Source organism: Streptomyces sp. NPDC059452, from assembly GCF_042750035.1.
Lineage (GTDB): Bacteria > Actinomycetota > Actinomycetes > Streptomycetales > Streptomycetaceae > Streptomyces.
Map to the genome: position 1 here is coordinate 336,974 of NZ_JBHYVE010000001.1, position 25,628 is coordinate 362,601.

The window sequence follows — 25,628 nt, forward strand, 5'->3', positions numbered from 1 at the left end:
CTCCGTTCACAGGGTGGTGTACGCGGACCGCCACGCCACCTCGAGGCGCGCGGTGCCGGACGGGTCGGCCGCGGTCCACGCGATCTCGGACCGGCCGGGCGGCAGGGTGAACAGATCGAGGCGGCTCGCAGGGCTCAGGTCGTTGGCGACGTTGACGGTGCCGTTGCGCAGCGCCCAGCAGGTGTTGGGCCGGGTCTCCAGCTCCACCCACTCGCCCTCGCGCAGCGACAGGTCGAGTTCGAGGACACGGCGAGTGACGGTGTTCCAGATCCGTGGCCCCGTGACCGGTCCGTGGATGCGCAGGCTCGGGTAGGTCGGCGCGTCCCCGTGGTTGGTGACCCAGCCGGGCCGGTCGTCGGCCGGGCGGTGCTCGCGGTCGGCGGTGCGGCGGCAGGCGACGGGGCGGTCCATCGCCTCGTCCACGGTGCGGTCGGCACCCTCCGCGCGGGCGGCCTGGTCGAGAGGGAGCGTCAGCTCCGACAGCTCGTCGTCGTACCAACGCGGGCTGTCCAGGCCCACGAACTCGATGTCCAGGGGTATCCACCCGTGCACGGCAGTGGCGCTGCTGGTGGCCTCCATGCGGCGAAGTCGCCCGTACAGGCGGCGCGTTGAGTGTCCAGGCCACCGGCCACGCAGAACATGGCGGCCGTCCGGGCTGGTCCGGGCAGCGGGGTCGTCCAGGGCCCGTTCCAACCGGGCGAGAATCTCGGCGGCCTTCTCCGGGTCACCGGGTGTCTTGATGCCCGCCTCGAAGCGCAGGGGGCGCGGCCCGTAGAAGTCGCGGCCCGGCGCGGTGCCGTCGCCGTTAGCGTTGTCAGCGTCCTGCGACCGGGTGGCCGGGGAGCCCAGACCTTCGATGTTCCCGACCGGGACGAGGCTGCCGGTGCCGAGGACGACACCGCCGATCTCATACTGAAATGGAGCGAGTTCGGGGTTCTTGTTCGGTGCTGTGGTCATCACACTCTCCCGCCCCGCTGCGCGTTGCGCAGGGTGCGCATCATCTCGGTGCCGATCTGCTCGGGGGTGGCGGAGCTGTCGGAAACGGTGACCGGCATGGAGCCGATCAGCGGCTGCTGCTCGCGCACGACGACGACCTGGACCCGGCCACCGGCGCGGGCATCGACCACGCGGGTGCGGGCACGGTCGCTGCCGGTGCGGAGGTCGAAGGAGCGGACGACGCCCGCCATCGCTGCGACGCTGCGGGCGCTCTTGAAGGAGCTGGCGAGCATCGGGCTGGAGTCGCGGCCGCGGGCGTTCCGGACGCCGCCGTTGGCGTACCACTCGACCTGGCCGCCGAACCGGTCGACCACGGTCTCCACGATCGCCTTGCTGCGCTCGCGCTTGGCCGCGGCCAGAGGCACGTAAGCCTCCCCGCCGGTCTCCCGCTCACCCCATATGCGGTAGCTCCCGGCCGGAGCGATCTGCGCGACGTGCCTCTCGCGGCCCGTTCCCCCGGTGACGCCGCCGTCCGCGAAGTAGTCCACGACCGCACCGTCCGCGTGCTTCTTGGCGGCGCGAGCCTGGGCCTCTGCCTGGCGCCGGATGGCGTCTGCGGCGTCACTGTTGGACTGCCGGAGCTGGTCGAAGACCGTGACGTGCCGGGTGGTGACCGTGACTTCCTTGCCGCGCAGGGAGTCGATGCGCTGCTGGATGGAGTCGGCCGCCTTGCGCGGCCCGCCCGTGGGCACCGTGACCTTCACGTTCTTCGAGCCGGGGACCTTCTCGATCTTGAATCCCAACGCCTCCAACTGCTTGCGGGCCTCGGCCGTCGGTGCACGCACGACGACGGACTTCGCACCGGGCGTCGCGCGGATCTTCGTTTGAACGGCCTCCAGGCTCTTGATCGCCGCGGCGGTCGGCGCGGACACCTTCACGTTCTTGCTGTTCGGGGTACGACCGAGCTTGTCGATCAGGGTGTCGAGGCTCTTCTTCGCCCCGGCGGTAGGCGCGGTGATCTTGATCTGCCGGGTGCCGGGCACCGTCTTCACGGTGAAGCCCAGGCTCCTCAGCTTCTTCTGCGCACCGTCGGACAGGGAGTCGACCTTGATCGTCTTTGCGTTCGGCAGCCGCTGGAACTCTGCCTGCACCGCGATGAGGTTCGCCAAGGTCGAGTCCATGCCCTTGGTCTGGAGCAGCAGCGACACCTTCGACGGCAGCAGGCCGAGGCTGTCCGCGACGCCTTCGGCTTGGGCCTTGGTCAGCCCGTAGCCGCGAGCGGCCTGGATCGCCTCGGTCCGGGCCCGGCTCATCTGCTCTCGGGCCTTCGCGAGCGCAGCCGGCAGGTCCTCGCCGTTGCGCTGGGCCAGGTCGAAGGTGGCCACGGAGGCGTCGGCCGCTGCGTCGGAGAGCGCGGTGAGCTGGGTGTATAGGCCCTGTCCGTTCCGAGTCGTCGTGTTGAGGGTCTTGTCCTCGTTGACGAGCTGCTTGCCGCCGTACCCCTGCCTGCGGTCGACGTTCTTGCTGCCGTCCTTCAGGTCGAGGACGGCGCTGTTCACCTTGGCCTCGGCGGCCTGGAGAGAGATCTGGCCGCCCGACAGCAGGTCGAGCGCGGACTTCAGGGACCGGGTCCGGGTGTCGGCGTCGGCGGTCTGGTCGGCAAGGCCGCCGACGGCCGCCTTCAGCCGGTCGTACGCCGAGGTTCCGTCTGCGGCGCCCTTGGTGGCCTTGGCCAGGTCCTTGGCGTTCTTCAACGCCCCGGACATCTCGCCCTTGACCGACCCGAGCGCGTCGGCGGCGTCCTTGTACTGCTGGCCGACCTCGGAGTAGTCCTGGACGGTCGCCTTGCCCCCGGCGACGTTCTTCCACACCTTGTGCTTGTCGGCCGTGGCCTGGAGCTGCTTCTGCAGCGCGTCCAACGAGGTGCCCTGCCCGAGGTAGGCGTCGGTGAGCGAGGCGAGCGGTACTCCGGCCTGGTCCATGACCTTGGCGAGCTGGCCCTGTTCGGTCTTCGTGTCCAGCAGGGACTGCGCCGCCGCGTTGCGGACGTTGCTGTCGATCTGGCCCCCGGACTCGCGCAGCGCGGACGTAAGCGTGGAGACGCGCTGCTGGTGCTCGGCTGCTGCTTGGGCTGCTTTCTGCTGCCGTGAGGCGAGCAGCCCCAGGCCCACCGACACCCCGGCCATCACGACGCCGAACGGCCCGCCGAGCGCGTTGGTCACACCGCCGAGCGCCGAGCGCAGCCCCGATCCGGCCGCCCTGCCAACGCCGTTGAGCGTTCCCATGAACGTGGTTCCGGCACCGTTCGCGCTGCGGAACGCCGAGGTCATGTTGCCGAGAAACCCGACGCGCGCCTGGACCGCAGCCCATGCCGCCCCGTACCGGGACAGGGCGACACCGGACGCGGCGGCCAAGGACTGCTGCACGCGCATCTGCTGGTTGAACGAGCTGATGCCCGAGCGGACGGGCCCGGTCATGGTGGTCGCCATGTTTGTCAGCGCCGGCTGGGCGCGACGGAACAGCAACATGGCCAAAGCGGCGGACTGGATCGGTCCCGGCAGCGCGCCGAACGCACTCACCAGGCCGCCGACGGCATGACCGATCGGCACGAGCACCATCGACAGGCCGGAGACCGCGTCCATCGCGATGTTGCCGACGGTGGCGATGATGTCGAGCGTCCCGGCTGCCGCGCCACCTTCCTCCCCGAGCCCGGAGACGGCCTCCAGGATCGGCTCCGCGCCGTCGGCGGCGTTCTCCAGAACGTCCCCGAGCGTGCGCCCCGCGTTGATCAACAGGTTGAGACCGGTGGCGAGGGAGTGCTCCCCGATGTCCTGGAGCGGACCAACGAGCTGCTGGGCCTCCTCAATGAGGCCGCTGAGCCCGTCCTTCGTCTGCGCCTTCAGCTCCGGGCCGAACAGAGTGGCGAGGTCGTTGCCGTACTCGATCGCCTGGGTCAAGTACGGCGTGGCCCCGGACATGCCGCGGGTGAGCAGACGGGTCACCCATTCCAGGCCGGGCGCCATGCCGTCGTACAGGGCAATGCCGGTCTGGCGCGCCTGCGTACGCAGTTGCGTCATCGCACCGGCCAGACCCTCACCACGTGAAGCGGTGATGTCCGCCGCCGAGCCGGTCTGCTCGACCGCCATCGACAACGCGTCGAAGCTCTCGGTTCCCTGATGCGCGAGCGCCACCGCACCACTGAGCGCAGGCTTGCCGAAAGCACGGGTGACGCCGGCCACGAAGTCCTGCTGATTCATGCTGTGTTCGGCCTCGGACAGGCCGTCGATCACCGTGCGCAGGCCCCTGAATCGGCCCTCGGCATCCCAGGCTTCGATCCCGAGATCACGCAACGCGTTCTTCATGATCGGCGTCGGCGCGGCGAGGTTGGCGAAGATCCCGCGCAGGCTGGTTCCCGCTGTTTGCCCCAAAATGCCAGATTTACCGAGCATTCCGACGGCCGCAGCCGTGTCCTGGAGGGTGACGCCGAGCGCGTTCGCGACTGGGCCCGCATACCGCATCGAGTAGTAGATGTCGGTGATCGAGCCCGACGCGTTGTTCGCTGTGGCGGCGAGGGTGTCGGCCGCGCGGGACGCCTGATCAGCACCGAGGCCGTACTGATCCATGATGTCACCCAAATACTTGGCTGACGTGGCAGCGTTGACGTCGGCCGCCGCTGCGAGCTGGAGCGATGCGCGTACGGCGTCGATCGACTGGTCCGCACGGAAACCGGCCTTCGACAGCTCGACCATGCCCTCGGCGGCGTCCGCCGAGGTCGAGGTGGGCAGCGTCAGGTCGTTGCCTAGTTCGCGGGCGACGACGCCGGCCCGCTGCATCTGTCCGGCGGTCGCGTCGGTCACCGCGCGGAAGAGGTTCATCTGCCGCAGGTAGTGGTTGCCCTCCTCGATGATCTCCCCGGTGCCGAGGACAAGAGCGCCGCCCGCGAGCATGTTCGTCGCCGACGTCCCGCGCCGACCGGCACCGGCGGTCGTCCGCTGGAGCCGGGACATCGACCGGGCCCCGTCGTCCCCGGCGGAACGCAGCGCAGCGCGGGCGGCCCCAGCGCGGGCGGTGATCCGGTTCAGCTCACCGACGGCACCGCGGGCGGAACGATTCAGCGCGGTGAACTGCGAAGCGAGCCGAGCCCCGTTGGCGTCCAGCCGGGCCAGGGAGCGGTTGGCGGCGTCTGTCCGGTCCCCCAGGGTCCGCATCTGTGCGGAGGCAGCACGGGTTCCCGCGATCAGGTCGCGGACCTCGGCGCGCATCGCGACCGTGAGGGTGAACCCGGCCACCGCTGGCGGCCTCCTTACATACGTGCGGGGTGGATCAGGGGCGCGGCTCGTACTGCTCGCGCGGGAGGAGCTGGATCTTCACGCCGTAGCCGGACCGGTCCTGCGGGACGTGATCGCGCTCCTGCTCGATCAGCTCGCAGCCGGGGCAGCGCAAGGTGTCGGTGACGTAGGCGTGGGGGTCGCCGCCGCGGGTGCGGTCCCACTCCTCCAGCCGCGTACGGCACTCCGGGCACACCGACCGCTGCCACTCCGCCCAGGCCAGTGCCTTCGCCCGGTCGAGGTCGGACCAGCGGCCGTCGCCGCCCAGGAACTGCGAGTGCGGGATCTGGAACCTCTCGCACAGCTCCAGCTCCGCGCGCAGGCCAGCATCACGGCTCAGCCTTTTCCCAGCTCGACCCGGCTCTCCTGCTGGACTTGCCAGGCCGCGTCCCACAGGGCATTCGCGTCCGGCGCTGACCAGCCGTTCAGCAGCTCCTCGGCCTCCTGGTGGCTCATGCCGTCCACGGAGGCCGCCGCCACCAGGGCGGCGGGGAAGGTATCGGCGTTGAAGATCGCCCCCGCCTCCGCCTGCTGTTCGGTGGGCGGGTGCTCGGAGATCAGGTCCTCCAGCACCGGGCGCGGCAGCGCGCGGAAGGTCAGGAACTCCGACTCGGCGTCCAGCGCGGCCAGCGCCCGGTCGTGCGCCGAGTCGGCGTCGGTGGCCTGGCGCTCGGCCAGCTCGTCACCGGGGTTGGCCTCCGCGACGAACCGAGCACGTCGGGCGGCCTGCTGGGCTTCGTCGTACCGCTGGCGCAGGTCATTGTCGTCGCAGACACGGAGCCGGTTCTGCGCCTTACGCCTGCGGCGGAGGCGGTCCATCTTGGCCGACCAGGCCCCCTCCGCCGGGCTAGCGGAGGGGGCGGGGCGCTTGGCCTGTGCGGGGCGCGACACGATCAGCCCTCGTCAGCGTCGTGCTCGCGGACCGTCGCCTCGGTCTCGGTCTTCGTCTTGGTGGTGCTGACCACCTTCACGTCAACGTGATCACCGTCGTGATCGCCGTGGTGGTGGCCGTGGTCGTGGTCGGTCTCGCAGTCCTCGTCCGGCAGCGGCCGGGGCTGCGCCGGCGGCACCGGCCGGTCGAGGGAAGGTTCGTCGGTGATCGTAAAGGTGACCTGGAACTTGGCCGCTTCGTTGCCGGTCGAGTAGGTCGCGGCGCGGGTGGCGACCTGGACGGGGAAGACGTCGACGGAGCGGGAACCGGGCAGGTCACCCTTACGGAGCAGGATCACGAAGCCCTTGGCCCCCTTGGGGAGCTGCCGCTCGACCGCGTCGGAGAACCGGTCCTCGTAGAACGTCAGGCTGGAGTTCTCAGCCTTGTCGTTGCCCGGGATCGACGAGTTGAACGTGCTCCCCATGTCCGGGGTCTCGATGGGATCGTTCTCCAGGGCCCAGCCCTCGATGTCCGAGACGGCATCGGTCAGGACGAACGCCTTGGTGATCTCCCGGCGGCTGGGGTACTTCGGGTCGTTAAGATCCGGCACCCAGAGGATCTTGGAGATGCCGCGCCGCAGAAATCGGGTCTGGGTGTTCTTCTTCGTGCTCGTGGACACAGGTCCGCTCCCACTTCTGGGGCAGCGTCCCGTGCCGAGGCCCTGCCCCTTGATGATCAAAGGGGGTTCGCCTGGCCTGGTAGGGCTCAGCGTCCGCGCGGGCCTCCGCGGTGAGGATCGAAGAAACGTCTCTTCATGCCGGGGTCACGGTGATCGTGACCCGCTGCACGTAGGACACGATAGCGCCTGCCGCCGACACCGAGGGTTCCCCTCCGGAGTCGTACGTCAACTCACGGTCGATGACGCGGGCTTCGGGAACATGCAGGTCATAGGCCCAGCGTCCGTCGGTCCGGCCGACGACGCCGACGCGTACGCGGTCGGCCAGCCACTCGACCTGATCGCCCCGTTCCCCGACTGAGGTGACCTGGTAGGACCAGGCCGCGTCCGCGTGCCAGTCCCAGAACGGCGGTCCGCCGAACTCGCCGGGCAGCGAGTCGAGGATCGTGTACGGGGCGGACGCCGGCTCCCAGCCGGAATCACCCTCTACGCGTGGGAGTTCGCCGGTCCCACATGGACGACCGGTGGCCTGCTCCACGAGGGCGGCGAGTGCGCGGGTCACCGGCAGCCGGGCGGTCACGGCAGCACCCCATCCTCCAGGGCCTGAATGAAGGCCGGTTCGGTCTGTCGGAAGGCGGGTTCGACGTGCGGGAACGGCGGCTGCCGGTAGTGCCGTCCGATCGAGTCCACGCCGACGAAGCCGTACTCCAGCCTCCGCGCCTGCGGAGCGTCGGAGACCACCTCGGCGGTGACCTCGCCGCCCCCGGTGCGCATCCGTACGTCCCACGAGGCCCGGTACTGCCCGGTGATCACGTTCGGGCCCGGCCGCCCGCTCGCGTTCCGCTGGATGCGAACCCGCAGCAGCATGGCGTGGTGCCGCGTGATCGTCCGCGTACGGGCGCGGGTCGCCGGACCCATCCGGGCCAGCGCGGCGGCCAGCGCGATCGGATCGCGGAAAGCGGTCGCGTCCGGGTGGGCGTTGGGGTGCGGGTTCGCCGGAGCCATCAGTCGATCACTTGGACCCGGACGATGCGCACCACGCTGTAGGTGCCCACCGTCTCGTCGGAGAACCGGAACCTGCGGCCGACCAGCTGAGGATCGCGGGGCCCTCCGGGCCGGGCCGAACCGGCGACACGCACCACGTCGTCACGCCGCAGCACCGGTGCGTCGACCGGCAGCACGGCCTGGTAGTCGGTGGTCGGCGGCTCCACGGCGACCGATCCGCCGACCGGCTTCGTGATGGCGGGGCGGCCGAGCGGCGTCACCGCGCCGAGCCCGTCCCAGACCAGCTCCTCGTCGGGCGCGGGCGGCACCAGTCTGCCGGTGGTCTCGTCCAGCACGTCGTCCGTACGGCCCGCGCCGTCGCGCCACACCTCCAGCTTGTCGTCCAGGATGCGGCCGACCACCCGACGGGCGCCGTCCACGTCAAAGGCCACGAGCCCACTCCCCGAGCTGAGTGAGCATCGCCTTCGTCAACGAACACGGCTCGGTGCCGAGGTCTGGGCGAGCCAACGCGGCGCGCTCCAACGCCTCCGGGTCGATCGCGTCGAGAAACACGGCCGCCGCCGGCCCGGGGTCGGGGAGATCGGCCACCGCGACGCGGGCCAGCCCGGACCACTGGGTATCGTCACGATCCGCGACGTGCAGCAGGACTTCGGGCCTTTGCCCGGCCAGGTGGCTGACGGAGTACGCCTTGACGGCGCCCGGGTCGATCCGGGCACTGTCGATCTCGATGTCGGCCCGCCTGCCCCTCGCCGTGATCTCTACGCGCCGAACGTCTTCGCTGTGATTCATTCAGCCGACGCTAGAGCGGCTGTCGGACAGGAGACTGCGTCAGGCGGCAGCAGGGAGAGCGGCCCGGATGCGCTCGCGTGCTTGGCTGGTCTCCTTGGCCGCAGGTGCGGCGGCCAGCTCGGAATCAAGCTCGCGAAGGCGGTCGATGACGCGTGTCGAGTTGACCTGACCCAGCAGGTCGAGAGCAGTGGCTGTGACCTCGTCGGCCGCATCGAGATGTCCGGCGCGGAGCGTGGCACGAGCAAGGGCGATCTGATCGAAGGCACGGCTTCGGGTCCGTTCATCGGGCCGCTCGGCGGTGCCGGTCTGGATCATCTTGATGGCGCGGGCGGCCCGGCGGCCACGATTCGGGTCGTGTTCGGCCGCGAGGTGTTCACACACACCCACGGTGACCTGGTACTCCGCCGAGTCGAACCAGGCAGCCCAGCTTGGTGTCTCAGAGGCGTCCCGCTCAGCGGCAAGCGCGTCCTCGGCAGCACCGAGAGCACGTCCGCAGTCGGGAAGCTGTCCGAGGACGGCGTGGCAGCGGGCTTCGAGGGTGCACAGCATGGCGCGCAGCCGCCCCGGCGGGAGCTTCCGGGTGCCGTACTGGGCGAGCTGAACGAGGTCGAGCGCGTCGCCAGGGCTCCCCAGATGGTTGGCCTGGCGGGCAAGGCAGTTGAGGAGATGCCCGGCGATAGCTGCTCCATCAGGTCCGGCCTGCTTGGCGGCCTTGAGGCCGAGGAGGAGGTACTCCTGAGCGCGTTCGTGCCGTCCGACGTCGTGGGCCATCCATCCGGCGACGGATGCCAGGTCGGCGACGCTGACGAATAGCTGCCGACCCACCTCGTCGCTGACACGACCCTGCCTGGCCTTGTCCGTGACCGCGTGGAGCTGTCCGACGACGGCACGCCAGGACAGACCGCCGCCGTGCGCGTTGTCGAGGCCACGAAAGACGTCCGTCGTGGCCTGGATCGCGGCGACGTCGCTCATACCGATGCGGCCCGGCCGGGTGGCATCGGGCAGAGCGCCGCCGTCCGGGAGGTGCAGCCAGGGCTGAACCGCGTCGATGAGCTGGGGACCGTGAAGAAGTGTGTTGACGATGGGGGCTGCGTCATCGGTCACGGCGTCGCTCCGCGTGGTGTCAATGATGGCTGAAACGACCGTCTGAGAACGCCAGTTGTGTGACGGCCGACTAGCGGTTGCTCCGGCGAGCCCGATGTCGGCAAGGGTTAAGGGGCCCGCGAGGCCGCACAGTCGGGTGAGCGTCTCAGCAAGGAATTCCGGCACTGGCCGCCGGGGTTGCTCGCTCTTGTTGACCCACCGGGATATACGGGAGCGGTCCGGTTCAATGTCGAAGCGTTCGTGGCTCCGGGCGGTGCGGGCGAGTTCATCAGCGAGCTGACCGAGCGTGGCACGCGAGACACCTACCCAGTAGGCCAGCGCCTCGTTGCGCCGTGTCTTCGGATGCGTCACCTTCGGGCTCCCCAGTGAGGGCGGCTGAATCGTGGGGCGTACGGCCTTCCAAGTTACCCAAGGCGGTCAGCTAACTACAGCTTCCAGCGGTCTTCGCAACGATTCGCAACAGCCCGCAAAGGAAGGCAAGTTCTTGATCCGCAACGGTTCACCCGCATATTCGATCTCGCTTCGCAACAGCGTTCGGGGGTGTCCTTGAGGTGTTCGGCCAGCCGGTCGGACACAACGAACAAGGAGCGAGTCATGAACCAGCCCCAGCAGACCGAGGCTACGCCCAGCTCGTCGGAGACCACCGAGACGTCGACCGTCGCGGTCGGCTTCGCCCCGGTCGTGGACACCCACACCGTGGCCGACTTCACCCTCGGCCGCCAGGTCGCCAACGACTCCGACAAGTCGAACTACTTCGAAGGCATGTGAGCCCAAGCCGTGACGAGGTGGAGGGGCACCGGCCGGCGGCCGGTGCCCCTCCGGGTGGCGCTGGGAAACGAGGAGGCTCCGAAGTGAGAACAGAGTGGATCACGGGACGTACGGGAGACTCGGGTCTCGTACGGCCTGGCAGGCCGGTCGAAGGACTGCGAGGTGTCCGGTGCGCGCCCGAGGTACCCCTGCGGGTAGCGGGGAGCGGCACCGTTCGAATCGCCGTCGCGGGCGAGTGCGGCGCTGACGACGACCAACTTCGGCTGGCTCTCAACGCGGTCGCACAGGGTTGGTGGGGGCTGCTCACCGAATGGCCCGGCTCGTACTGGGTGGTCGCGGAGAACGGCGCACACCGGTTCGTGTGTGGTGACCTGTCCGGGATGCGCGACCTCGTCTACGCGGTGCGCGGCGGTGAGGTCTGGTGGGCCACCGACGCACACCGGCTGGCCGCCTCGCTGGGCGCTGCCCCGGACTTGGAGGTGCTGACGGCCCGGCTCGCCGCCGGAGGACAGCACTGGCCCGCCCTTACTGCGTTCGGCGGAGTCCGCCGGGTACCGGGCGGGTACGGGCTGCTGCTGCGTGGCCCCGTTCCCGAACTGATTGATGTTCGGCGGGTCCAGCCCGCCGAACACCCGGGAGCAGCCGCCGAGGTATTCGGGCAGCAGCTCACCGCAGCCGTCCGCGACCGGGTCCGGGACGCGCACGGCAGGGTGGGGGCGGATCTCTCCGGCGGTGTGGATTCATCGACCGCAGTCCTGCTCGCCGCCGAGGCTGGGCAGGTGACGGCGGTGACTTACACCGACGGCTTCACCAGCAAGGAGGACGCCGTCTACGCCGCCCGCGTCGCCAAGATCGCACGGGTACCGCACCACGTCGCCCGAGGCGGTGAAGCACAGCTTCCCTTCGACTTCAGCTCTCCCGTACCGGCCGGTGACGAGCCATCGGCAGGGGCGGCGAACTACACGCTCGACGCCTGCTACCAGGTCCCGGCCGTTGGACTGCCGTGTCACCTCACCGGCCATGGCGGTGACGTGGTCCTCGACGGCTCCTCCGCCAGCTGGGTGGCTCAGTACGAGCGGGGGCACCGGCGTGAGGCGCACCGCCAGGTCGTCGCGTGGGCCCGTCTGCGCAACCAGGCGCCCGGCCTGGTGTGGCGCGCCGTACAGAACTCCGCCCGGCTGGGTCACCAGGGCTCACTCCTCGCTGCGGCCAGTGCGCTGGAGGCAGGGCCCGTGACACCGACGGCGTCGGGCAGCTGGTCGTGGTGCAAGCTCGGTACGGCGGCGAGCTGGCTCACCGATCAGGGCCGTGACTCGGTCGCAGCCCTGCTGCGGAGCGCGGCCACGACGGTGCCGGGCGAGCCTGCGGACGAGTTCGACCAGTGGTCTGCGCTGCGGTCCGTCGGCGCCGATGCCCGCGCCGAGGAGCCGATGTCTCATTCCCTGGGTATCCGCCCCACCCATCCCTTCATCGACAACCGTGTCGTCCGAGCCGCCTTCGCCGTTCCGCCGTCCGCCCGCCGCGGTGTCGCCGTCTACAAGCCACTGTTGCGGGCGGCACTGCCCGCCCTGCCCGAGTGGTTGACCGACCGCCGGTCCAAGGGGAGCTTCACCACGCAACGTATAGCCGGGCTCGCGCTCCATCACGCCGCCCTGCACTCCCTGATTCTGGACAGCCCGCTGGTGAAGGCCGGGCTGATCGACGGCACGGCAGCCGTCCAGACCCTCAATCGTGCAGCCCGCGGACAGAGCGCGCTCGGGCTGGCGGAACTCCACCAGCTGCTCGTGACGTGCTGGTGGCTCGGGGCTACCGAGCGCCCCACCGTCGCGGAACCCAAGGAATCATCGTGCTGACCCTGGCGCCCGGCATCCACTACGCGACCACCGAGCACGGGACCGCCGTACTCAACCTGCCGGCCGGTACCTGGCACATCCTCGACGCGGACTCCAGCCGCGTTTGGACGGCCATCACCCGGCGTGGAGGAACGGCGGGCCTTGCCGACGAGATCGCAGTACCGGCCGGTCTGGACCCGGAGACCGTGGCTGCGGCCGTCAACCGGGTCGTCGACGAGCTGCTGGACCTGGGCGTACTGACCGACCTGAAAACCGCTCAACCCCGACGTCCCCGGAAGTGGTGGCACCGCCGATGACCATGATGACCCCTCATGTCCTGCCCGCGATCCCGGCTCGGGACCGCCTCGTCGCGCGGCTCGCGCTCGCCGTCGCCCTGCCCCTCTCCAAGGCCCCACTCCACGCCCAGGTCCGTTGTGTCCGCGCACTCCCCCGACGGCGGTACGTCTCGCCTGCGCGGGTTCGGGCGCTCCACACCGCTGTGCGTGCGATGACACCGGACTGGTGGCCGGGACGGGTCGCTTGCCTGGAGATAAGCCTCGCCACGGTGATCGCAGCATCACTGACCGGCGGCCGTGCCCAGTGGGTTCTCGGCGCCCGGTTCATGCCGCAGGGCGCGCACGCTTGGGCCGAGGTCCCCGGAGGCGCGGCCGGCCGGGATGAGGGCGACGCCTTCGACCGTCCGTGGACCCCCGTGATCACCGTTCTCTGAGCGGCTCCCGAACCCCGTGGTCCGGGGTCGGATTGAGCCTCCTCGCCCCGGACCACGGTTCACCCATACGAGTGAACCCGGTGCTCTTGAATTGACGCCCGTCCGGGTCCACCAGGGCCGTTGCCCCGTAGCTGTTCAAAACGCGTTGCCGCCCGCTCGGCTGCCCGTCTTCATGGAGCGGTGACTTCACCAGCAACCGTCGCTCCCGACGTGACGCCTGGGCCTCCACCCGTGATGCGCATGGAGACCAGCCCTCACGACAAGGCATACGGCAACCTCAGCACCCGGGCTATCGCGGCCCGGCTCCCCCGCAGCCTCAAGCAGGCGGCCGTCCTCGGCTGGCGTACGGATCGTACGGCCGTACTGACACTCCTGTTCTGCCAGATCGCCGCCGCCGCTCTCACCGCCAGCGCCCTTGCCGCGACTGCCCGCGTACTGAGCAGCCTGTTCGCCGCCGACGAATTGACGGAGGGCCTGACCCACTCCACCCCGGCCCTGATCATCACCGGAGCGTCCGTCGCCGGACGCTACCTCTTCGACCTCGGCGCCCGCGCCGCTGCCGCGCGCCTCGCCCCGAAAGCCGTACGCGAAGCCGACCTCGCCGTCATCGCCGCGAGCACCACCGCGGAGCTGTCCGCCTACGAGCACCCCGACTTCGAGGACGCTCAGGAAGCCGCCAGCAGCGGCGCGGAGAAGACCGGCGACCTGATCACGGACACCCAGGTCCTCACCAGTGCCGCCGCCCAGCTGCTGGCTGCGGCTGTCGTCGTCTCGGCGCTGCACTGGATCATGCTGCCGCTGCTCGTCCTGTCGGTCCTGCCCTGCGGCTGGGGGGCCGTGCGCGGGGCCCGCATCGAGCACGCGGCCAAGCACCGCAACCTCTCCGACTCCCGGCTGCGTAACGTCCTGCGGACCTACACCACCGACCGCAACAACGCCGACGAGGTCCGCGCGGGCACCATGGCTCCCTTCCTGACCAGCCAGTACCGGATCGTCTCGCAGCGCCTGGAGAACGAACAGCTCACCGCCACACGGCACGCCCTTCTCGTCCAGACCACGGGCGATGCCCTCGGCACAGTCGCCACCATGGGCACCTGGGCCGCCCTGGTCTTCCTCGTCTCCACCGGCCGCATGGACCTCGCCGTCGCGGGTGCGGCGGTGATCGCGGTACGCACGTCCACTGGCGCCCTGCGATCCCTCGTCCGGGCCGGTGCGTCCGTCTTCCGTACCTCCCTGTCGCTGGACGACTGGGCGAAGTTCCTCACCGACGCCAAGACGTGGCGGTGCGAGCGCGGCACCGCCACGATCCCGGATGACGGGCCGGACACCATCACCACGACCGGGGTGTCCTTCACCTATCCCGGGGCCGACGGGCCCGCACTCCACGGCATCGACCTGCACATCCGGCGGGGCGAGGTGATCGCCATGGTGGGTGAGAACGGCTCCGGAAAGAGCACGCTGGCCAGGTTGTTGACCGGACTCTTTCTGCCCACGGCCGGCACCGTGCGGTGGGACACCACCGACCTCTCCGACGCCGATCCGGCAAGCGTGTGGTCGCACGTCGGGCTCGTACCGCAGGACTACACGCGGTGGCCGATGGCCGCCCGCGAGAACATCACCCTCGGCAGCCCCCGCCCGGAAGGCGACGCAGCTGTCCACGAGGCGGCCGAGCACGCGGGTGCCGATCAAGCCCTGGAGGCTCTGCCGAACGGGCTGGACACGTCGCTGGCCCGCTCCTGGTGGGGTGGGCACGACCTGTCCGGCGGCCAGTGGCAGCGCATCGCCGTCGCCCGTGCCTTCCACCGGAACGCCGCCGTTCTGATCATGGACGAACCGACTGCCGCGATGGACGCCCGTGCCGAGCACAGGATCTTCAACCGTCTCAAGACCCTGGCGCGAGGTCGGACCACGCTGTTCATCACCCATCGCCTGGACAACGCAAGGCTGGCTGATCGCATCATCGTTCTCGACCAAGGACGGATCGTAGAGTCGGGCACCTTTGACGAACTACTGGATTTGGGGGGCCAGTTCTACGCGCTGCACAAGCTCCAGATGGACCGGTGAGCAGCGGTCATGACGATACGGCGGCCAACCCAGACGCAGAGCGGCCGCCGTACCTTCGAGCGAGCGTCCTGCTACAGGAGTTCCTCGAACATGTGCTGAAGGCAGCGGGCTGTCGGTCGCTCGGCGGGATCGACGACAAGTCCGGTGGAGACGATGTCCTCAAACTCGGGGAACGCCCAGGGACGAACGGTCGGCAGGGGGCGGTACTGCCCGCGGGCGAGTTCGGCGCGGAGGTCAGGCGTGCTGAGCTTCGTGTCCTTCTCGCTGATCGGGTACACCCCGGTCCAGCACGCATAGATCGTCGCGCACAGGGACCACACCTCGGAGGCCGTGGTCAGCTCCAGGTGCTCGGACGGTTTCGTGGCGAGGCGGCGAGCGGCCAGCTCCGGGGACATGAAGAAGTCGTAGGCCCCCCGGTACGGCGCACGGCGGGTGGCGATCCGGATGTCGGCGGGAGGCTGGGCCATCGCGAAGTCGAGCAGGTGCGCGCTGTCGCCGTCCAGGATGAAGTGGACTTCCTGCATGTCGCCGTGTGTCCATCCCGCCTCGTGCAGGTCGGCCACCGCGCCGGCCATCGCCGCCGCGTACCGGGCGGCGGTCTGGTCATCGGGCGTCGTGCGGAGCTTGCCGTAGGCGGTCTCCGCCTCCTCGCCGGGTAGCCAGCGCAGCGTCAGCCACGTACCGGTGCCGTCCGGCAGCTCGCCGTGCGCCCGGTAGAGGTCGCTGAACACACCGTCGTGCTCCAAGGCCATCAGCAGCTCTGCTTCGACCAGCGCCAGGTGCTCGGAGTCGACGTGGCCTTGTGGGTCCGTGCACGCGGTGGTCGCCTTCAGCGCGTAGCGGCTGCCGTCGTCCAGGTGTACTTGCCACAAGGCGGTGCCGCGTCGATCAGCAACAAGGGATACATGGGCGGTTTCCGCCGTGCCGAAAGCTTCTGGGAGGAGCTGCGGGAGGAGGGTCGTCATGCGGGCGCTCCGGTCGGCAGGGCGGGTTCGGCTGGCAGGTGACTATATACGGACACATGGTGCGTGCTGGTCGAGGTGAAGGGGTTCCCCGCCCAGTCCGCCGTACGACGCTCCAGGCGCAGTCCGGCGAGCTGGGCCATCAGGTCGAGCTCGGCGGGATGGGCGTAGCGCATGAGGTTGGGCAGCATCCGGAAGCCTTCCTCCGTGCCGATACGGATCTCCTGGGCGCGGACGGTCTGCGTGGCGGCGTCGTGGAGGAAGGCCGACCACTTCAGGTGATCTTCGCTCATCTCGCGGACGATCATCTGGTCACGTTCCGTAGCCAGGCCGGAGGCGTAGGGCACGGCAGCCTCAACGACGAAGTGGCCGTCCGGCCGGAGATGCTTCGCCGCGCTGCGGAAGCATGCGACCTGATCGTCCTGGCTGGTCAGCAGGAAGATCGTGCTGACGCTGACGTAGATCAGCGGAAAGAGCTCCCCGAGGGCGAAGCGGGCCATGTCCCCGGTGACGGCCCGCACCGCGACGCGCGGCGGGTCCTGGGCGGCGCGCGCTTCGAGTCGCGCGATCATCCGCGGTGAGGCGTCGATCCCGGTGACCGGCACGCCCCACTCCGCGAGAGCGAAGGCGATCCGCCCTGTGCCGATGCCCAGCTCCAGCATCGGCCCCGGTCCGGCGAGGTCCGCCAGGCCCGCGGCGGTCGGCTGGTGATCTTGCCCGGCAGTGTCCTGGTCGTAGTGCGGGGCCCAGAGGTCCCAACGTGCTCCCTGCTCCGTGCGATCGGTCATCTTTCCTCCTCGGTGTGATGGGCACGGCATGGCCAGGGCTCGGCTCCGTGTACCGGAGCCGAGCCCTGGCGGTGTGCTGTAGGGGCTACGTCAGGCCGCGACGCCCGCCCGCCAGTGGGTGACGGTCACGTCCTCCTCGGTGATGCCGAGGTTGCCGAACATGTGGCTGTGCATCTTGTCGCCGTACACCCCGGCCTTCTCGGCGAAGTACACCCAGTCGTACCAGGCGACGCCGAACAGGACCTTGCCGCCGCCGTCCGCGTTGCCCTGCTCGGGCTCCACGAACACGGACTGCCAGTCGTACTTCTTCGACGCCTCGGGGCGCTTGACCAGCTCGGCGTCGGACAGGCGCAGGGCCTCGACGGTCTTCTCGATGGTCGCGGCGTCCTTGCAGTGCAGGGACACCTCGGAGCGGCCGACGATCTTCTTGGCACCGCGACGGGCGCGGTCGTCGTCCTCGCCGGTCATCACGCGGTAGCGGACCTGGGTGTCGGGCGATTCGAGCAGTGCAGAATGCATGTGTGCTCCTCTTGACTCCGGTGGAGAGAGCCTCCCGTCGGTTGCACCCGATGGAAGGTGTGTGGGATGCGCGCGCCCTGGCCGGGTCTGGTGACCTGTCCGTCCGTGTCGCGGTCGGCATTGGTCTGCCGGCCGGGGCGCTACCCGCTCGTCGGATTCGTGACGTCCGGAGCGGGGTTGTGCCCCTGCATCCGCGCGATGCCACAGCACGGGCAGGGAGTTGTGGGTGACGCGCGTCTGCGGCGGGTCAGACGAGGGCGTCAACTTCCGGGCGGGCGAGCCATTCGCTGGTCATGATCCTGTTGAACCGACGATCGAGCTTGTCGCGGGCCTCCGACTCGCGGAAGCCCGAGAAGGACGACCAGTAGTCCCGGCCGACCGCGCGGGACATCATCCAATTCGCCTGGACGCGCAGATTCTCTTCGTCGATGATGCCGACCCGGAATCGCACGGCGAGGGCGGAGAACAGGTGGTTGGCATGTGTCCGCCGGAGGTACTCCTCAGGGTCCAGCGATCCGTCCTCGGGCACCCAGAGGCGTTGCAGTTCCGGATTGCCCTCCACGTAGCGCAGGTACTCCTGGTGCATCGCGGCAGCCGAGAGCGCGTTCCGCTGGCGCTGGTGTCGCTCCGCCTGCCAGAGGTGGGCGACGCCAACTCCGGCAGCGGCTGCGCCCGCCACGAGGACGGCGGTGGTGATCTTCATTCGTCAACAGCCCTTTCGATCGGATGGGGACCTGCGAATCCGCCCTCGCAAGGGAGTGGGTGCCCTCCTCACCTGCTGAGGGGCGGACGACTTGCGTGATCGATCCGGCGGCGCTCGGGCTTGGGCGTGGGGCCGAAGCGCCCAGAGCAGCCGACCTCGCGGTCCGGGTTCTTCCTCCAGTCCGTCTCCCGGTGGCCGATCCGGGCTATGCCGGTGCAGAACGGCAGCGCGGGCCTCCGCGATCGGCCGTAGGCCCACGAACTCACGGCGCCAGTCGATGTCGTCGAGGCTGGCAGGCAGCAGCTCGGGGCCGTTCAGGCCGTAGCGGTACTGAGTGCCGTAGATCTGGAGCTTGCCGCTGTTCACGTGACACCGGTCGTACATGTGAGCCCAGTCCACCGAACTGGCGTCCCTCATGGCCGATGCCTCGCCGAGCGCATTGGACGCGAGCCACTGGAAATCGACGTCGTGGTCAGCGTGCAGGGCAATGAGGTAGGCAGCGTGGGCTCCGCCCTCACCCACCAGACGGTGCCCCGGCCATCCGTGCTCCTCGATGGTTGCCCGCAGGAACTCCGTGTTTTCGCGGTCCACATCCCATCTGCCGGGGAGTACCACCTGCTTGACCCGCTCTTCGTACGAGAGTCGGGCAGACCAGACGGGGCGTGCCGCGTCAACGCGGGCGAAGAGATTGATGGCCAGATCCGGCCGGAACGAGGTCACGGGCGATCCATATCTTCATGCTCGGTCGTGGCGGCCGCGCGAAGCAGGGCTTCGAGCAGCCGCGCGATGTTCTGAGCGCGGCCCACGACGGCTTTACGCGTACGTTCGGGCAGCGGGTGGTCGAGGCGACGGCTCGCTTCGCCGAGCGTGGCCTGCACTCGTTCGGCCACGGCGGAGCCGGCAGGCAGTTGGCGGTACGCCGTCGTTACGGTGTCGCGGAACTCCTTCCCGTACGTCGTGAGGAGGGCCAAGGCTGTGTCGGCTTCCTCCAGCGTCGGGGCCTCCTCCTCGCTCGTGCTCCAGGCGAGGACCTTCTTCGTGAGCTTGCGCGCGCCCTCCGTACGGACGCCGCCAGGCCCGTTCACGCCGTACCCGACAAATCGGCGGGCGGCTCTCCGGGGAGCGCCCCATAGCGTGGTGGGGCGTCGAGGCGTCGACGCAGCGTCTCCAGGGCATCGGCAGCGGGCACAAGTCCAATCGCGATGCGGCGCTGGTCGAGGGTGTCCGGGGCATGCACCGGCTGCCGCTCCAACCCGGTGGCGCCCTGGCGGTACTGCGTGCCGAACTCTTGCAATTTGTGGGCATTTGTCAAAGCCCGGTCGGTGAGGTGCGCCCACTGCGGGAGGCTCGCGTCACCCTGCCGTACGGCTTCGTACATCAGTTGGAGGGCAAGATTCTGGACGGTGAGCAGGCTGTCGGCATGAAGGGCAATCCACCATGCGGCACTGGCCCCGTCTTCGCCCACCAGGCGATATCCCGGCCAGCCGTGGTCCCTGATCACCCGGCCGAGGAGCTGCGCGTTCGCGTGGTCGACGTGGCGGAACATCTCGATCTCGTGTTCCGTGACCTGGGAGCGGGCGATCCGGGCCCATTGGGACACTGCGTTTCCCACGCAGCCGATCAGCGTTCTGGCGATGTCTGGTCGTCGGCACGGGGCTGTGCCCGCCGCACCGTCGTCGGGTCGAGGGTCAGTGCTCACGTGAGGTCTCCTGCAAGGAGGAGAAGGATGTCCTGGACCGCTGCGCCTAAGCAGGCCGCGTGCCATGTCCGCCGGAGCACGTCCGGTGGAGGGTCCGCGAGCGCGGTCACCGCCGTACGACGCAGACGGGTTTCCACCTCCTCGTTATCCGCGTACCGCAAGGCGGCAAGGGGGATCAACTGCTCGGCCGCACCGACCAGCACGTCGATCGTGTGCGTCAGGTCTTCGGGCAGCGGGGAAATGCGGCAGCTCCACGTGGAACGGGCACGACGGCAAGCCTCCTCTACGCGAAAGGGACTGAGGTCCACGTCGGGCGGCACGATGTCGGTGAGCCGCGCGAGCAAGCTGTCGATGTCCGGAGGGGACGCAACGGGAAAGGGCAGCTTCCAGCAGACGGCGGGGCGCTTCTTCGGTCCCCGGAGCAGAACTTCCTCGTCCACGAGGATGTCGAGAGCGCGCACGACGGTGTCGCGCGGGGATACGAAGCTCCGGGAGAGCAGATCCACCCAGGGCAATTCGGTCGTGCGCGGGTAGACGCCGGCCTGGATGAGGGCGCGCAGCCACTCAGCGATCTGTGCAGGCCGGTCGATGGCCTCCCGCTCCCCGACAACCGTGGCACGTTTGGAGCGGCCGAAGGTCACCTCGCCCTTGATCTCCAGATCGCGGAGAGCCAGTTCAACCCGCACGCGCGAAGCTCGGTCGCACCCCAGGCCCGCAGCGATCCGAGCGACAGACAACGGGCTGCCGGGCGGGAAGGCGCCGGAGGCGATGAGTTCCCGAAGCCGGGCCGCTATTTCCGCGACGCTGGGTCCTGGCCGCTCGGCTTCCATGAGCCGCCCGAGCAGGCGACGGGCCGCAGAGCATAGCTCCAGCAGGTCGTCACTCGTCAGCGCGTGGCTGTCAACTCGGCTAACGGCACCGATAGTCGACCTCCATCGGGCCGCGTCCGAAGCCGATCCATCGGCCGCACGGAGCCGGGCCTGTGCCTGCGGCAGCCACGGCTCGACCAGGCCCCACACCGTTTCGCAGTGACGGACGATATCCGCGGCGGACGCGATCACGAACCTGTTCGTGGTCCGCTGCAACGCAACGAGATGCAGACGAACAGTCTGATACTCCATCTCAGACGGAGCACCCTCCGCGCACTGCTGCGTGGTCGTGGACGCGGTGGTCATGACGCTCCGATGACGGTGGACGGCATGGGCAGGCGGGCCGAACCAGCAGGCGGAGCACCTAGGCGAGGCGGAGTAGACAAGGAGCTGTAGCAGCTGAACGGGCGGCATCCGCACGGGGAGGCGAGCGGAAGTTGGCCGACGTGGTGCACGGTCCAGACCAGGCGGCCGGCGGGGATGTCGATGGAGAAGTTGTACGGCTCGCTCTGACGGAGCGCGATCACGGCCGCCCGCACGGCACGGTGGTCACCGAGCCATCCCCACACCCGGTGGAACGTACTGCGGTCGAGGCGCGGACTCACCTGCCGGACAGACTCGCGCACCCAGTCGACGGCGGCCTCGGCCGATGCCTTGGTACACCCCTCAGTTCGCGATGCTCCGGGCGTGCTCGCCTCCAGAGCTGCGTGGCACCAGTACGTTCGCGGGAGGCTCATAACTCGCTCCTCGTCGTCAATCAGCCGGGCGAGGATGTCCGAGGCCGCCATCGCCATCAGGCGCAGATGGGCACGGTCGGTCTCGAACCCGCCTACCACTTGCGGTTGCTGACCTCGCACTGCCTTGGCCTGCACGATGGCGGCCTGAACACTCGGGTACGGGGGCTCCCATTCGCGGAACTCCGCGATCGCCACGAGTCGTTCGAGCATCCGGTCGAGCCGAGTGACGGCTCGGCTCAACTCGGCCGCCTCCTCGTCGCTCGGCCTCGACGTCGCGCTTCGAAGCAGGCCGCACCGTCTGCGGCTTCGCCTACCGGCCAGGCCGACCGGGCCCGCCGGGGCCCCGAGGATCTGGTCAAGGTCGTTCGCCAGGTCCTCGTCGCGGAGGAACGCGTCGCTGAGCGACGCGATCGCCTTCCTTGCTCCGGCCGCGAACTGTGCCTTCGGCAGTCGTACGGCGACGGCGCTCATGCCGCCGTCCCAGCAACGGACTTATCGGGGTGGCGAAAGGAGCACCACGTCTCCGCGCCGCTACTGCCCCACGCCTGTGCGAACGCTGCAACGAGCAGCACCCCGCGCCCGGACTCACGATCGTCCTCAGCATGCACCAACACGGCTCGCTCAGGGCTCTGGTCGGAGACGGAAACCCGCACTTCCTGGCTATCTACGGAAACGCGGAGGCAGACGTCTCCGCCACCGTGAACGATGGCGTTCGTGACCAACTCCGATACAGCCAGCACGACGTCGCTCACCAGCGGCTCCGGCAGAGGCGCCCTCCGGAGGAAGGCCGCTGTCGTTCTGCGCGTCTCACTCACCCAGCGCGGGTCGGGCCGAAACGCCATCTGGAAGGCGGCGGCCGTAACCGGTAAGTCCTCGCACTTCGATCGGACTCGTTCGCGTTGAGGTGCGAGGCTATCCGGCTGCCTACGTTGGGTGGGGCTCTGGCTCATGGTTGGCCTCGGCTTCGTGGGGAGTGCGGCGGGGAGGGAGCCGACCGCCGCGAGACGCGGTAGATGCCTCGTGACCTGCGATGCGGCCCTCTCGGTTTCCGTGTGAACTACGGTGTCCGTAAGCAACGTTGGATCGCAAGCGGGTCTCCAATGAAAAATCATCGAGTCCTCAAAATGGACTATGCAGCGACGTGCACAGGGGACTGCACTGCGTGCTCAGCGGGTATCAGCCCCTGCGCATAGGTCGGCTCGCATGCACAAGGACGCTAGGAAGGTGCACAGGTGGCAGCGAAGCTCGGAGCTACCGGCCAGCGGCTGGAGCTCGGCATCCAGATGAGACATCTACGGGAAAATTGCCCACCGACGGAGTCGGACCGGCTCAAGGGCATGACCCGGAAGGAAGCCGTCCGAGGACTCAAGGGTCTGTCGGAGGCAACGCTTGGTCGCATCGAGAGCGGTGAGGCGAACTTCCGTCGCAACGTCGGGAACTTGAGGACCCTGCTGAAGCGGTACGGCGTGACCGACGACGAGCTGATCCAGCAGCTCGTGGAGCTGAACCGCGACGCCCCCGGCGAGGACTGGCTCACGCAGTACCGCAGCTTCATGCCCACGGGAATGCCTCACCACATCGGCCTCGAAGCGGAAGCCATAGTGATCACCGCCTACCACCCGACCCTGGTGTACGGACTGCTCCAGACTGAGCGATACGCCAAGGCGCTACTGGAGGCGCACCGCCCCGTCGAGGACACCACCGCGGAGTCGGTGAAGCGCAACCTTGAGTTGCGCATGGAGCGGAAGGAGCGCGTACTTCGCCCGAAGGATCGCGATCCCGCCCGCCTTCGGATCATCCTCGGAGAGGCCGCCCTACGTATCCCGTACGGTGACGACGACGTGATGCGGGAGCAGTACCGGGAGATCGCCGGCCTCGCACGGGAGGACCACATCTCCTTGCAGGTGATGCCCTTCCGCCGCGGCTACAGATCGAACAACGATTTCACGATCCTGAACCTGGGCGCTCTCCCCTCTCGCGTCCAGACGGATAATGCTTGGGGAGCTGTCTCGACTTCGGACAAGCCCCGAGAGGTTGACCGGTTCACACGCCGGTTCGACGCGATGGTGGGCGTAGCCCTAGGGGTGGAAGAAACCATCGAACTTCTAGAAGAACTAGCAAAGGGATGAACGGCCATCAAGACGGACACCTCGGCCAACGAGCCGATCCCAGAGAGCGCGTGGTTCAAGTCGTCGTACAGCGACGGCACCGGCAACAACTGCATCGAGGTCGCCGACCAGAGCAGCCGGATCTACGTTCGGGACTCTAAGAAGAAGGACGGCCCGGCGCTGGCCTTCCCCGCGTCTACGTTCTCGGCCTTCATCGAGACCGTGCGCACGGGCGACCTCGACTCCGGCTCCACCGACAGCTGACCACCTGGATAGGAGCGGTAGTCCCCCACAGGAGCATTGCGGGGGACCACCGCTCTCGTCCCACCCTGACGCACACGTCCGACAGTCACCCTCTCTTCTGGAGGAGACGCGCTCGGACGGCCCCACCGCTCACCGGTAGAGACGGACCGGACTCAGCCAGGCCACCTGGATCAGCTGCTGATCATCTCCCTGGCCGTCGTCGTCGAGGTCGTCCGGTGCCGGGGCCTGCCGCACCTGCTCGATCTGCCGCTCGATCCCGCGAAGGTTCTCCTGGAGATCCATAGTCACCACGCCGTCAACCGTGACCTTCAGCGGGTCCGCAAGCAGCTTCGCGCGCCGCTCGCCCAGCACCTCCAGCGCGACCGCGCGCACCGACCGCAGCCGGAAGTAGCGACGCTCCAGGTCGGCCGGGTCGGTGTCCGGCCCGAGCTGCGCAAGCAGCCACGACCGCTGGAACTCATCCACCCGCTACTCCTTCCACACGGCACGGCCCGCCGCCGGGCTGTCCCCGGCGGCGGGCCGCCTCAAGTTCGTCACGAGGATGCGGACGCCGACCGGCCTCCGCCCCGCCTCGATGACGCGGACTTCTTCGCGCTGCCCCCGCCGGCCGCCGCCTCCTGGCCGTCGGTCTCGTCGGCTGACTTCTCCGTCTTCTCGACGGACACCGGCTCGTCGCGGTCCTCCGGCTGTTCCTCCCACGCGTCCGGGTTGGTGATCAGCACGGCCACCTCCGGGTCCGGGCACTCGCCCGGCAGCAGGATCAGGTCCTCCCGCGTGACAGGGTCCCGTACGTACACCGCGGCCTTCAGCCGCCCACGGCCCGCCATCACAGGACCTTCGCCACGATGTGCGCATCCGGGGTGTGCATGACCGGCATCCCGACCGCGGCCCCCTTGGTGTAGATCTGCACGGGGTCATCCTGGACACCCCTGGTGATGATCAGGCCCGGTGCGTCCTCGCGGATGATCTCGGGGTTCGTGCCGCGCGAGAGGACCAAGCCCTCAGCCGTCACCCCGTACATGGTCTGCGCCCACTTCTCCCGGTCCGGCGGCACCAGAATCCACAGGTCCTCCGGCAGTACCCTGCGGGACTTGCCGTCGACGCGGACCTGCGCCTTGTAGAACGTGATCGGCGGCAGCGAGTAGTTGCCGCGCACCACGTTGATCTGCTGCGGATTGAGCATCGCCGTCGGCGTGGTCGACGGGGACACCGACCCGTAGTACGCCGCCCTGTAGGCGTTGTTCTCCGCCAGGTAGGAGTACGCCTTGGCGCTGGTGATCACCATCTCCGGCGCCGGGGCGCCGAGGTCGTCGAGCTGCCGAATCCACCGTTGCTCGTCCGCGATCGGATCGGAAGTCGGGTCCGACCACGGGATGCGGGCCGTCGGCCGGTTCTCCAGCGGCACATTCCAGTCGACTTCAAGCGTCAGCCCGTTCTCCTGGAGCAGTTCGAACTTGCCGTCCACGAGTACGTCGCCGCACGCCAGCTCCAGCCGGGACCGGATCGCTTCGACGTGGCGCTCCACGTCGTCGTACAGCAGCTCAATCAGCCGGTCCTGATCCGATCCGTGCGAGTCTTCCAGCAGGATCTGCTCCTGCTCGGAGACGAGGAGCTTCTGCCCCAGCGGCGGCAGCGCGCCCTCACGGGAGGTCTGCCACGCCTCACGGGTCGCGAACGGCACCGACGCGTTGAAAGCCCGGTACTTCGCCACGTTGACGAACCGGCCGGAGTCCTTCGTCCGCCACTTCACCGCCCGCATCTCGACAGTCGGGAAGATGCTCTGGGTGAGGAGGAAGTCCTTCTTGGAAGGGATCGCCCTGGCGAACGTCGTCAGGTCCATGACCGAGACGTCCTTGAGGAGGTCCTGAATCGTCAC

General features: G+C 69.0%; 30 protein-coding genes. 7 read left to right on the plus strand and 23 right to left on the minus strand.

Translation table 11 applies throughout. The features are described 5' to 3' along the window. Nucleotides 1-6 precede the first annotated feature (6 nt). From ACFW9Z_RS01505 to ACFW9Z_RS01550, 10 genes are all read right to left on the minus strand, one after another. Entirely contained in the window at nucleotides 7-957 is a 951-nt protein-coding gene (locus tag ACFW9Z_RS01505) for a phage distal tail protein (RefSeq protein ID WP_384632583.1), read from the minus strand. Then, nucleotides 957-5,225 (minus strand): phage tail tape measure protein, encoded by a 4,269-nt coding sequence (locus tag ACFW9Z_RS01510; RefSeq protein ID WP_384632586.1) that lies wholly within the window; start codon nucleotides 5,223-5,225, stop codon nucleotides 957-959. The genes ACFW9Z_RS01505 and ACFW9Z_RS01510 overlap by 1 nt, the downstream gene beginning before the upstream one ends. Before the next feature lie 34 nt (nucleotides 5,226-5,259). Further along, nucleotides 5,260-5,658, minus strand: a complete 399-nt coding sequence (locus ACFW9Z_RS01515) for a hypothetical protein (RefSeq protein WP_384632589.1) — start codon at nucleotides 5,656-5,658, stop codon at nucleotides 5,260-5,262. Next, entirely contained in the window at nucleotides 5,601-6,155 is a 555-nt protein-coding gene (locus tag ACFW9Z_RS01520; RefSeq protein WP_384632592.1) for a hypothetical protein, read from the minus strand. The genes ACFW9Z_RS01515 and ACFW9Z_RS01520 overlap by 58 nt, the downstream gene beginning before the upstream one ends. 2 nt (nucleotides 6,156-6,157) lie before the next feature. Beyond that, on the minus strand, nucleotides 6,158-6,814 hold the full coding sequence (locus ACFW9Z_RS01525; RefSeq protein WP_384632594.1) for a hypothetical protein: 657 nt from the start codon (nucleotides 6,812-6,814) through the stop codon (nucleotides 6,158-6,160). A 133-nt stretch (nucleotides 6,815-6,947) separates the two neighbouring features. Beyond that, nucleotides 6,948-7,391 carry a hypothetical protein gene (locus ACFW9Z_RS01530; RefSeq protein ID WP_384632597.1) on the minus strand — a complete coding sequence of 148 codons (444 nt, stop codon included), beginning with the start codon at nucleotides 7,389-7,391 and terminating at the stop codon, nucleotides 6,948-6,950. Next, a complete protein-coding gene (locus tag ACFW9Z_RS01535) occupies nucleotides 7,388-7,816 on the minus strand; it encodes an HK97 gp10 family phage protein (protein ID WP_384632599.1) in 429 nt (142 codons plus the stop codon). The genes ACFW9Z_RS01530 and ACFW9Z_RS01535 overlap by 4 nt, the downstream gene beginning before the upstream one ends. Then, nucleotides 7,816-8,247: a DUF6093 family protein gene (locus ACFW9Z_RS01540; RefSeq protein WP_384632602.1), complete on the minus strand. Its 432-nt coding sequence runs from the start codon at nucleotides 8,245-8,247 to the stop codon at nucleotides 7,816-7,818. The genes ACFW9Z_RS01535 and ACFW9Z_RS01540 overlap by 1 nt, the downstream gene beginning before the upstream one ends. Further along, complete coding sequence (locus ACFW9Z_RS01545) at nucleotides 8,237-8,605, minus strand: hypothetical protein (protein ID WP_384632606.1); 369 nt, start codon at nucleotides 8,603-8,605, stop codon at nucleotides 8,237-8,239. Before ACFW9Z_RS01545 ends, ACFW9Z_RS01540 begins: the two co-directional genes overlap by 11 nt. A gap of 39 nt (nucleotides 8,606-8,644) precedes the next feature. Beyond that, entirely contained in the window at nucleotides 8,645-10,060 is a 1,416-nt protein-coding gene (locus tag ACFW9Z_RS01550; protein ID WP_384632609.1) for a hypothetical protein, read from the minus strand. Nucleotides 10,061-10,303: 243 nt separating this feature from the next. On the opposite strand from ACFW9Z_RS01550, the gene ACFW9Z_RS01555 reads away from it, so the two are divergent. The 5 genes from ACFW9Z_RS01555 to ACFW9Z_RS01575 all read left to right on the plus strand — a co-directional run bounded on the left by ACFW9Z_RS01555 (nucleotide 10,304) and on the right by ACFW9Z_RS01575 (nucleotide 15,103). Then, a complete protein-coding gene (locus ACFW9Z_RS01555; protein ID WP_384632612.1) occupies nucleotides 10,304-10,477 on the plus strand; it encodes a hypothetical protein in 174 nt (57 codons plus the stop codon). A 380-nt stretch (nucleotides 10,478-10,857) separates the two neighbouring features. Continuing rightward, complete coding sequence (locus ACFW9Z_RS01560) at nucleotides 10,858-12,330, plus strand: asparagine synthase-related protein (RefSeq protein ID WP_384632615.1); 1,473 nt, start codon at nucleotides 10,858-10,860, stop codon at nucleotides 12,328-12,330. Beyond that, on the plus strand, nucleotides 12,324-12,626 hold the full coding sequence (locus ACFW9Z_RS01565) for a PqqD family protein (RefSeq protein ID WP_384632618.1): 303 nt from the start codon (nucleotides 12,324-12,326) through the stop codon (nucleotides 12,624-12,626). Before ACFW9Z_RS01560 ends, ACFW9Z_RS01565 begins: the two co-directional genes overlap by 7 nt. After that, entirely contained in the window at nucleotides 12,623-13,039 is a 417-nt protein-coding gene (locus ACFW9Z_RS01570; protein ID WP_384632620.1) for a lasso peptide biosynthesis B2 protein, read from the plus strand. The genes ACFW9Z_RS01565 and ACFW9Z_RS01570 overlap by 4 nt, the downstream gene beginning before the upstream one ends. 240 nt (nucleotides 13,040-13,279) lie before the next feature. Beyond that, the gene (locus ACFW9Z_RS01575; RefSeq protein ID WP_384632622.1) at nucleotides 13,280-15,103 is read left to right on the plus strand and encodes an ABC transporter ATP-binding protein; all 1,824 of its coding nucleotides are present in this window, start codon (nucleotides 13,280-13,282) and stop codon (nucleotides 15,101-15,103) included. 71 nt (nucleotides 15,104-15,174) lie between these two features. Here ACFW9Z_RS01575 and ACFW9Z_RS01580 read toward each other — a convergent pair whose 3' ends face one another. The 10 genes from ACFW9Z_RS01580 to ACFW9Z_RS01625 all read right to left on the minus strand — a co-directional run bounded on the left by ACFW9Z_RS01580 (nucleotide 15,175) and on the right by ACFW9Z_RS01625 (nucleotide 22,492). Continuing rightward, a complete protein-coding gene (locus tag ACFW9Z_RS01580; RefSeq protein WP_384632625.1) occupies nucleotides 15,175-16,068 on the minus strand; it encodes a hypothetical protein in 894 nt (297 codons plus the stop codon). Next, nucleotides 16,065-16,853 carry a class I SAM-dependent DNA methyltransferase gene (locus ACFW9Z_RS01585; protein WP_384632628.1) on the minus strand — a complete coding sequence of 263 codons (789 nt, stop codon included), beginning with the start codon at nucleotides 16,851-16,853 and terminating at the stop codon, nucleotides 16,065-16,067. The genes ACFW9Z_RS01580 and ACFW9Z_RS01585 overlap by 4 nt, the downstream gene beginning before the upstream one ends. 90 nt (nucleotides 16,854-16,943) lie before the next feature. Continuing rightward, nucleotides 16,944-17,372, minus strand: a complete 429-nt coding sequence (locus ACFW9Z_RS01590; RefSeq protein ID WP_384632631.1) for a hypothetical protein — start codon at nucleotides 17,370-17,372, stop codon at nucleotides 16,944-16,946. Nucleotides 17,373-17,619: 247 nt separating this feature from the next. Beyond that, nucleotides 17,620-18,075, minus strand: coding sequence for a DUF6082 family protein (locus ACFW9Z_RS01595; RefSeq protein ID WP_384632633.1), 456 nt, complete (start codon nucleotides 18,073-18,075; stop codon nucleotides 17,620-17,622). Between the two features lie 3 nt (nucleotides 18,076-18,078). Further along, the gene (locus tag ACFW9Z_RS01600) at nucleotides 18,079-18,795 is read right to left on the minus strand and encodes a DUF6624 domain-containing protein (protein ID WP_384632636.1); all 717 of its coding nucleotides are present in this window, start codon (nucleotides 18,793-18,795) and stop codon (nucleotides 18,079-18,081) included. Next, a complete protein-coding gene (locus tag ACFW9Z_RS01605; RefSeq protein ID WP_384632638.1) occupies nucleotides 18,792-19,160 on the minus strand; it encodes a DUF6415 family natural product biosynthesis protein in 369 nt (122 codons plus the stop codon). The genes ACFW9Z_RS01600 and ACFW9Z_RS01605 overlap by 4 nt, the downstream gene beginning before the upstream one ends. After that, the gene (locus ACFW9Z_RS01610) at nucleotides 19,157-19,774 is read right to left on the minus strand and encodes a DUF6624 domain-containing protein (protein WP_384632641.1); all 618 of its coding nucleotides are present in this window, start codon (nucleotides 19,772-19,774) and stop codon (nucleotides 19,157-19,159) included. Before ACFW9Z_RS01610 ends, ACFW9Z_RS01605 begins: the two co-directional genes overlap by 4 nt. Beyond that, on the minus strand, nucleotides 19,771-20,949 hold the full coding sequence (locus ACFW9Z_RS01615) for a GntR family transcriptional regulator (protein WP_384632644.1): 1,179 nt from the start codon (nucleotides 20,947-20,949) through the stop codon (nucleotides 19,771-19,773). Before ACFW9Z_RS01615 ends, ACFW9Z_RS01610 begins: the two co-directional genes overlap by 4 nt. Continuing rightward, nucleotides 20,946-21,851: a hypothetical protein gene (locus tag ACFW9Z_RS01620; RefSeq protein ID WP_384632647.1), complete on the minus strand. Its 906-nt coding sequence runs from the start codon at nucleotides 21,849-21,851 to the stop codon at nucleotides 20,946-20,948. The genes ACFW9Z_RS01615 and ACFW9Z_RS01620 overlap by 4 nt, the downstream gene beginning before the upstream one ends. Further along, on the minus strand, nucleotides 21,848-22,492 hold the full coding sequence (locus ACFW9Z_RS01625; protein ID WP_384632650.1) for an ATP-binding protein: 645 nt from the start codon (nucleotides 22,490-22,492) through the stop codon (nucleotides 21,848-21,850). The genes ACFW9Z_RS01620 and ACFW9Z_RS01625 overlap by 4 nt, the downstream gene beginning before the upstream one ends. Nucleotides 22,493-22,612: 120 nt before the next feature. Between ACFW9Z_RS01625 and ACFW9Z_RS01630 the strand changes: the two genes are divergently transcribed. Both ACFW9Z_RS01630 and ACFW9Z_RS01635 read left to right on the plus strand, forming a co-directional pair. Then, a complete protein-coding gene (locus tag ACFW9Z_RS01630) occupies nucleotides 22,613-23,509 on the plus strand; it encodes a helix-turn-helix domain-containing protein (protein WP_384632653.1) in 897 nt (298 codons plus the stop codon). Nucleotides 23,510-23,545: 36 nt separating this feature from the next. Beyond that, nucleotides 23,546-23,752 carry a DUF397 domain-containing protein gene (locus ACFW9Z_RS01635; protein WP_384633357.1) on the plus strand — a complete coding sequence of 69 codons (207 nt, stop codon included), beginning with the start codon at nucleotides 23,546-23,548 and terminating at the stop codon, nucleotides 23,750-23,752. A 129-nt stretch (nucleotides 23,753-23,881) separates the two neighbouring features. On the opposite strand, the gene ACFW9Z_RS01640 is transcribed toward ACFW9Z_RS01635, so the two are convergent. From ACFW9Z_RS01640 to ACFW9Z_RS01650, 3 genes are all read right to left on the minus strand, one after another. Continuing rightward, on the minus strand, nucleotides 23,882-24,217 hold the full coding sequence (locus ACFW9Z_RS01640) for a hypothetical protein (protein ID WP_384632656.1): 336 nt from the start codon (nucleotides 24,215-24,217) through the stop codon (nucleotides 23,882-23,884). A 68-nt stretch (nucleotides 24,218-24,285) separates the two neighbouring features. Continuing rightward, nucleotides 24,286-24,579, minus strand: a complete 294-nt coding sequence (locus tag ACFW9Z_RS01645; RefSeq protein ID WP_384632659.1) for a hypothetical protein — start codon at nucleotides 24,577-24,579, stop codon at nucleotides 24,286-24,288. Beyond that, nucleotides 24,579-25,628, minus strand: a complete 1,050-nt coding sequence (locus ACFW9Z_RS01650; protein WP_384632662.1) for a major capsid protein — start codon at nucleotides 25,626-25,628, stop codon at nucleotides 24,579-24,581. Before ACFW9Z_RS01650 ends, ACFW9Z_RS01645 begins: the two co-directional genes overlap by 1 nt.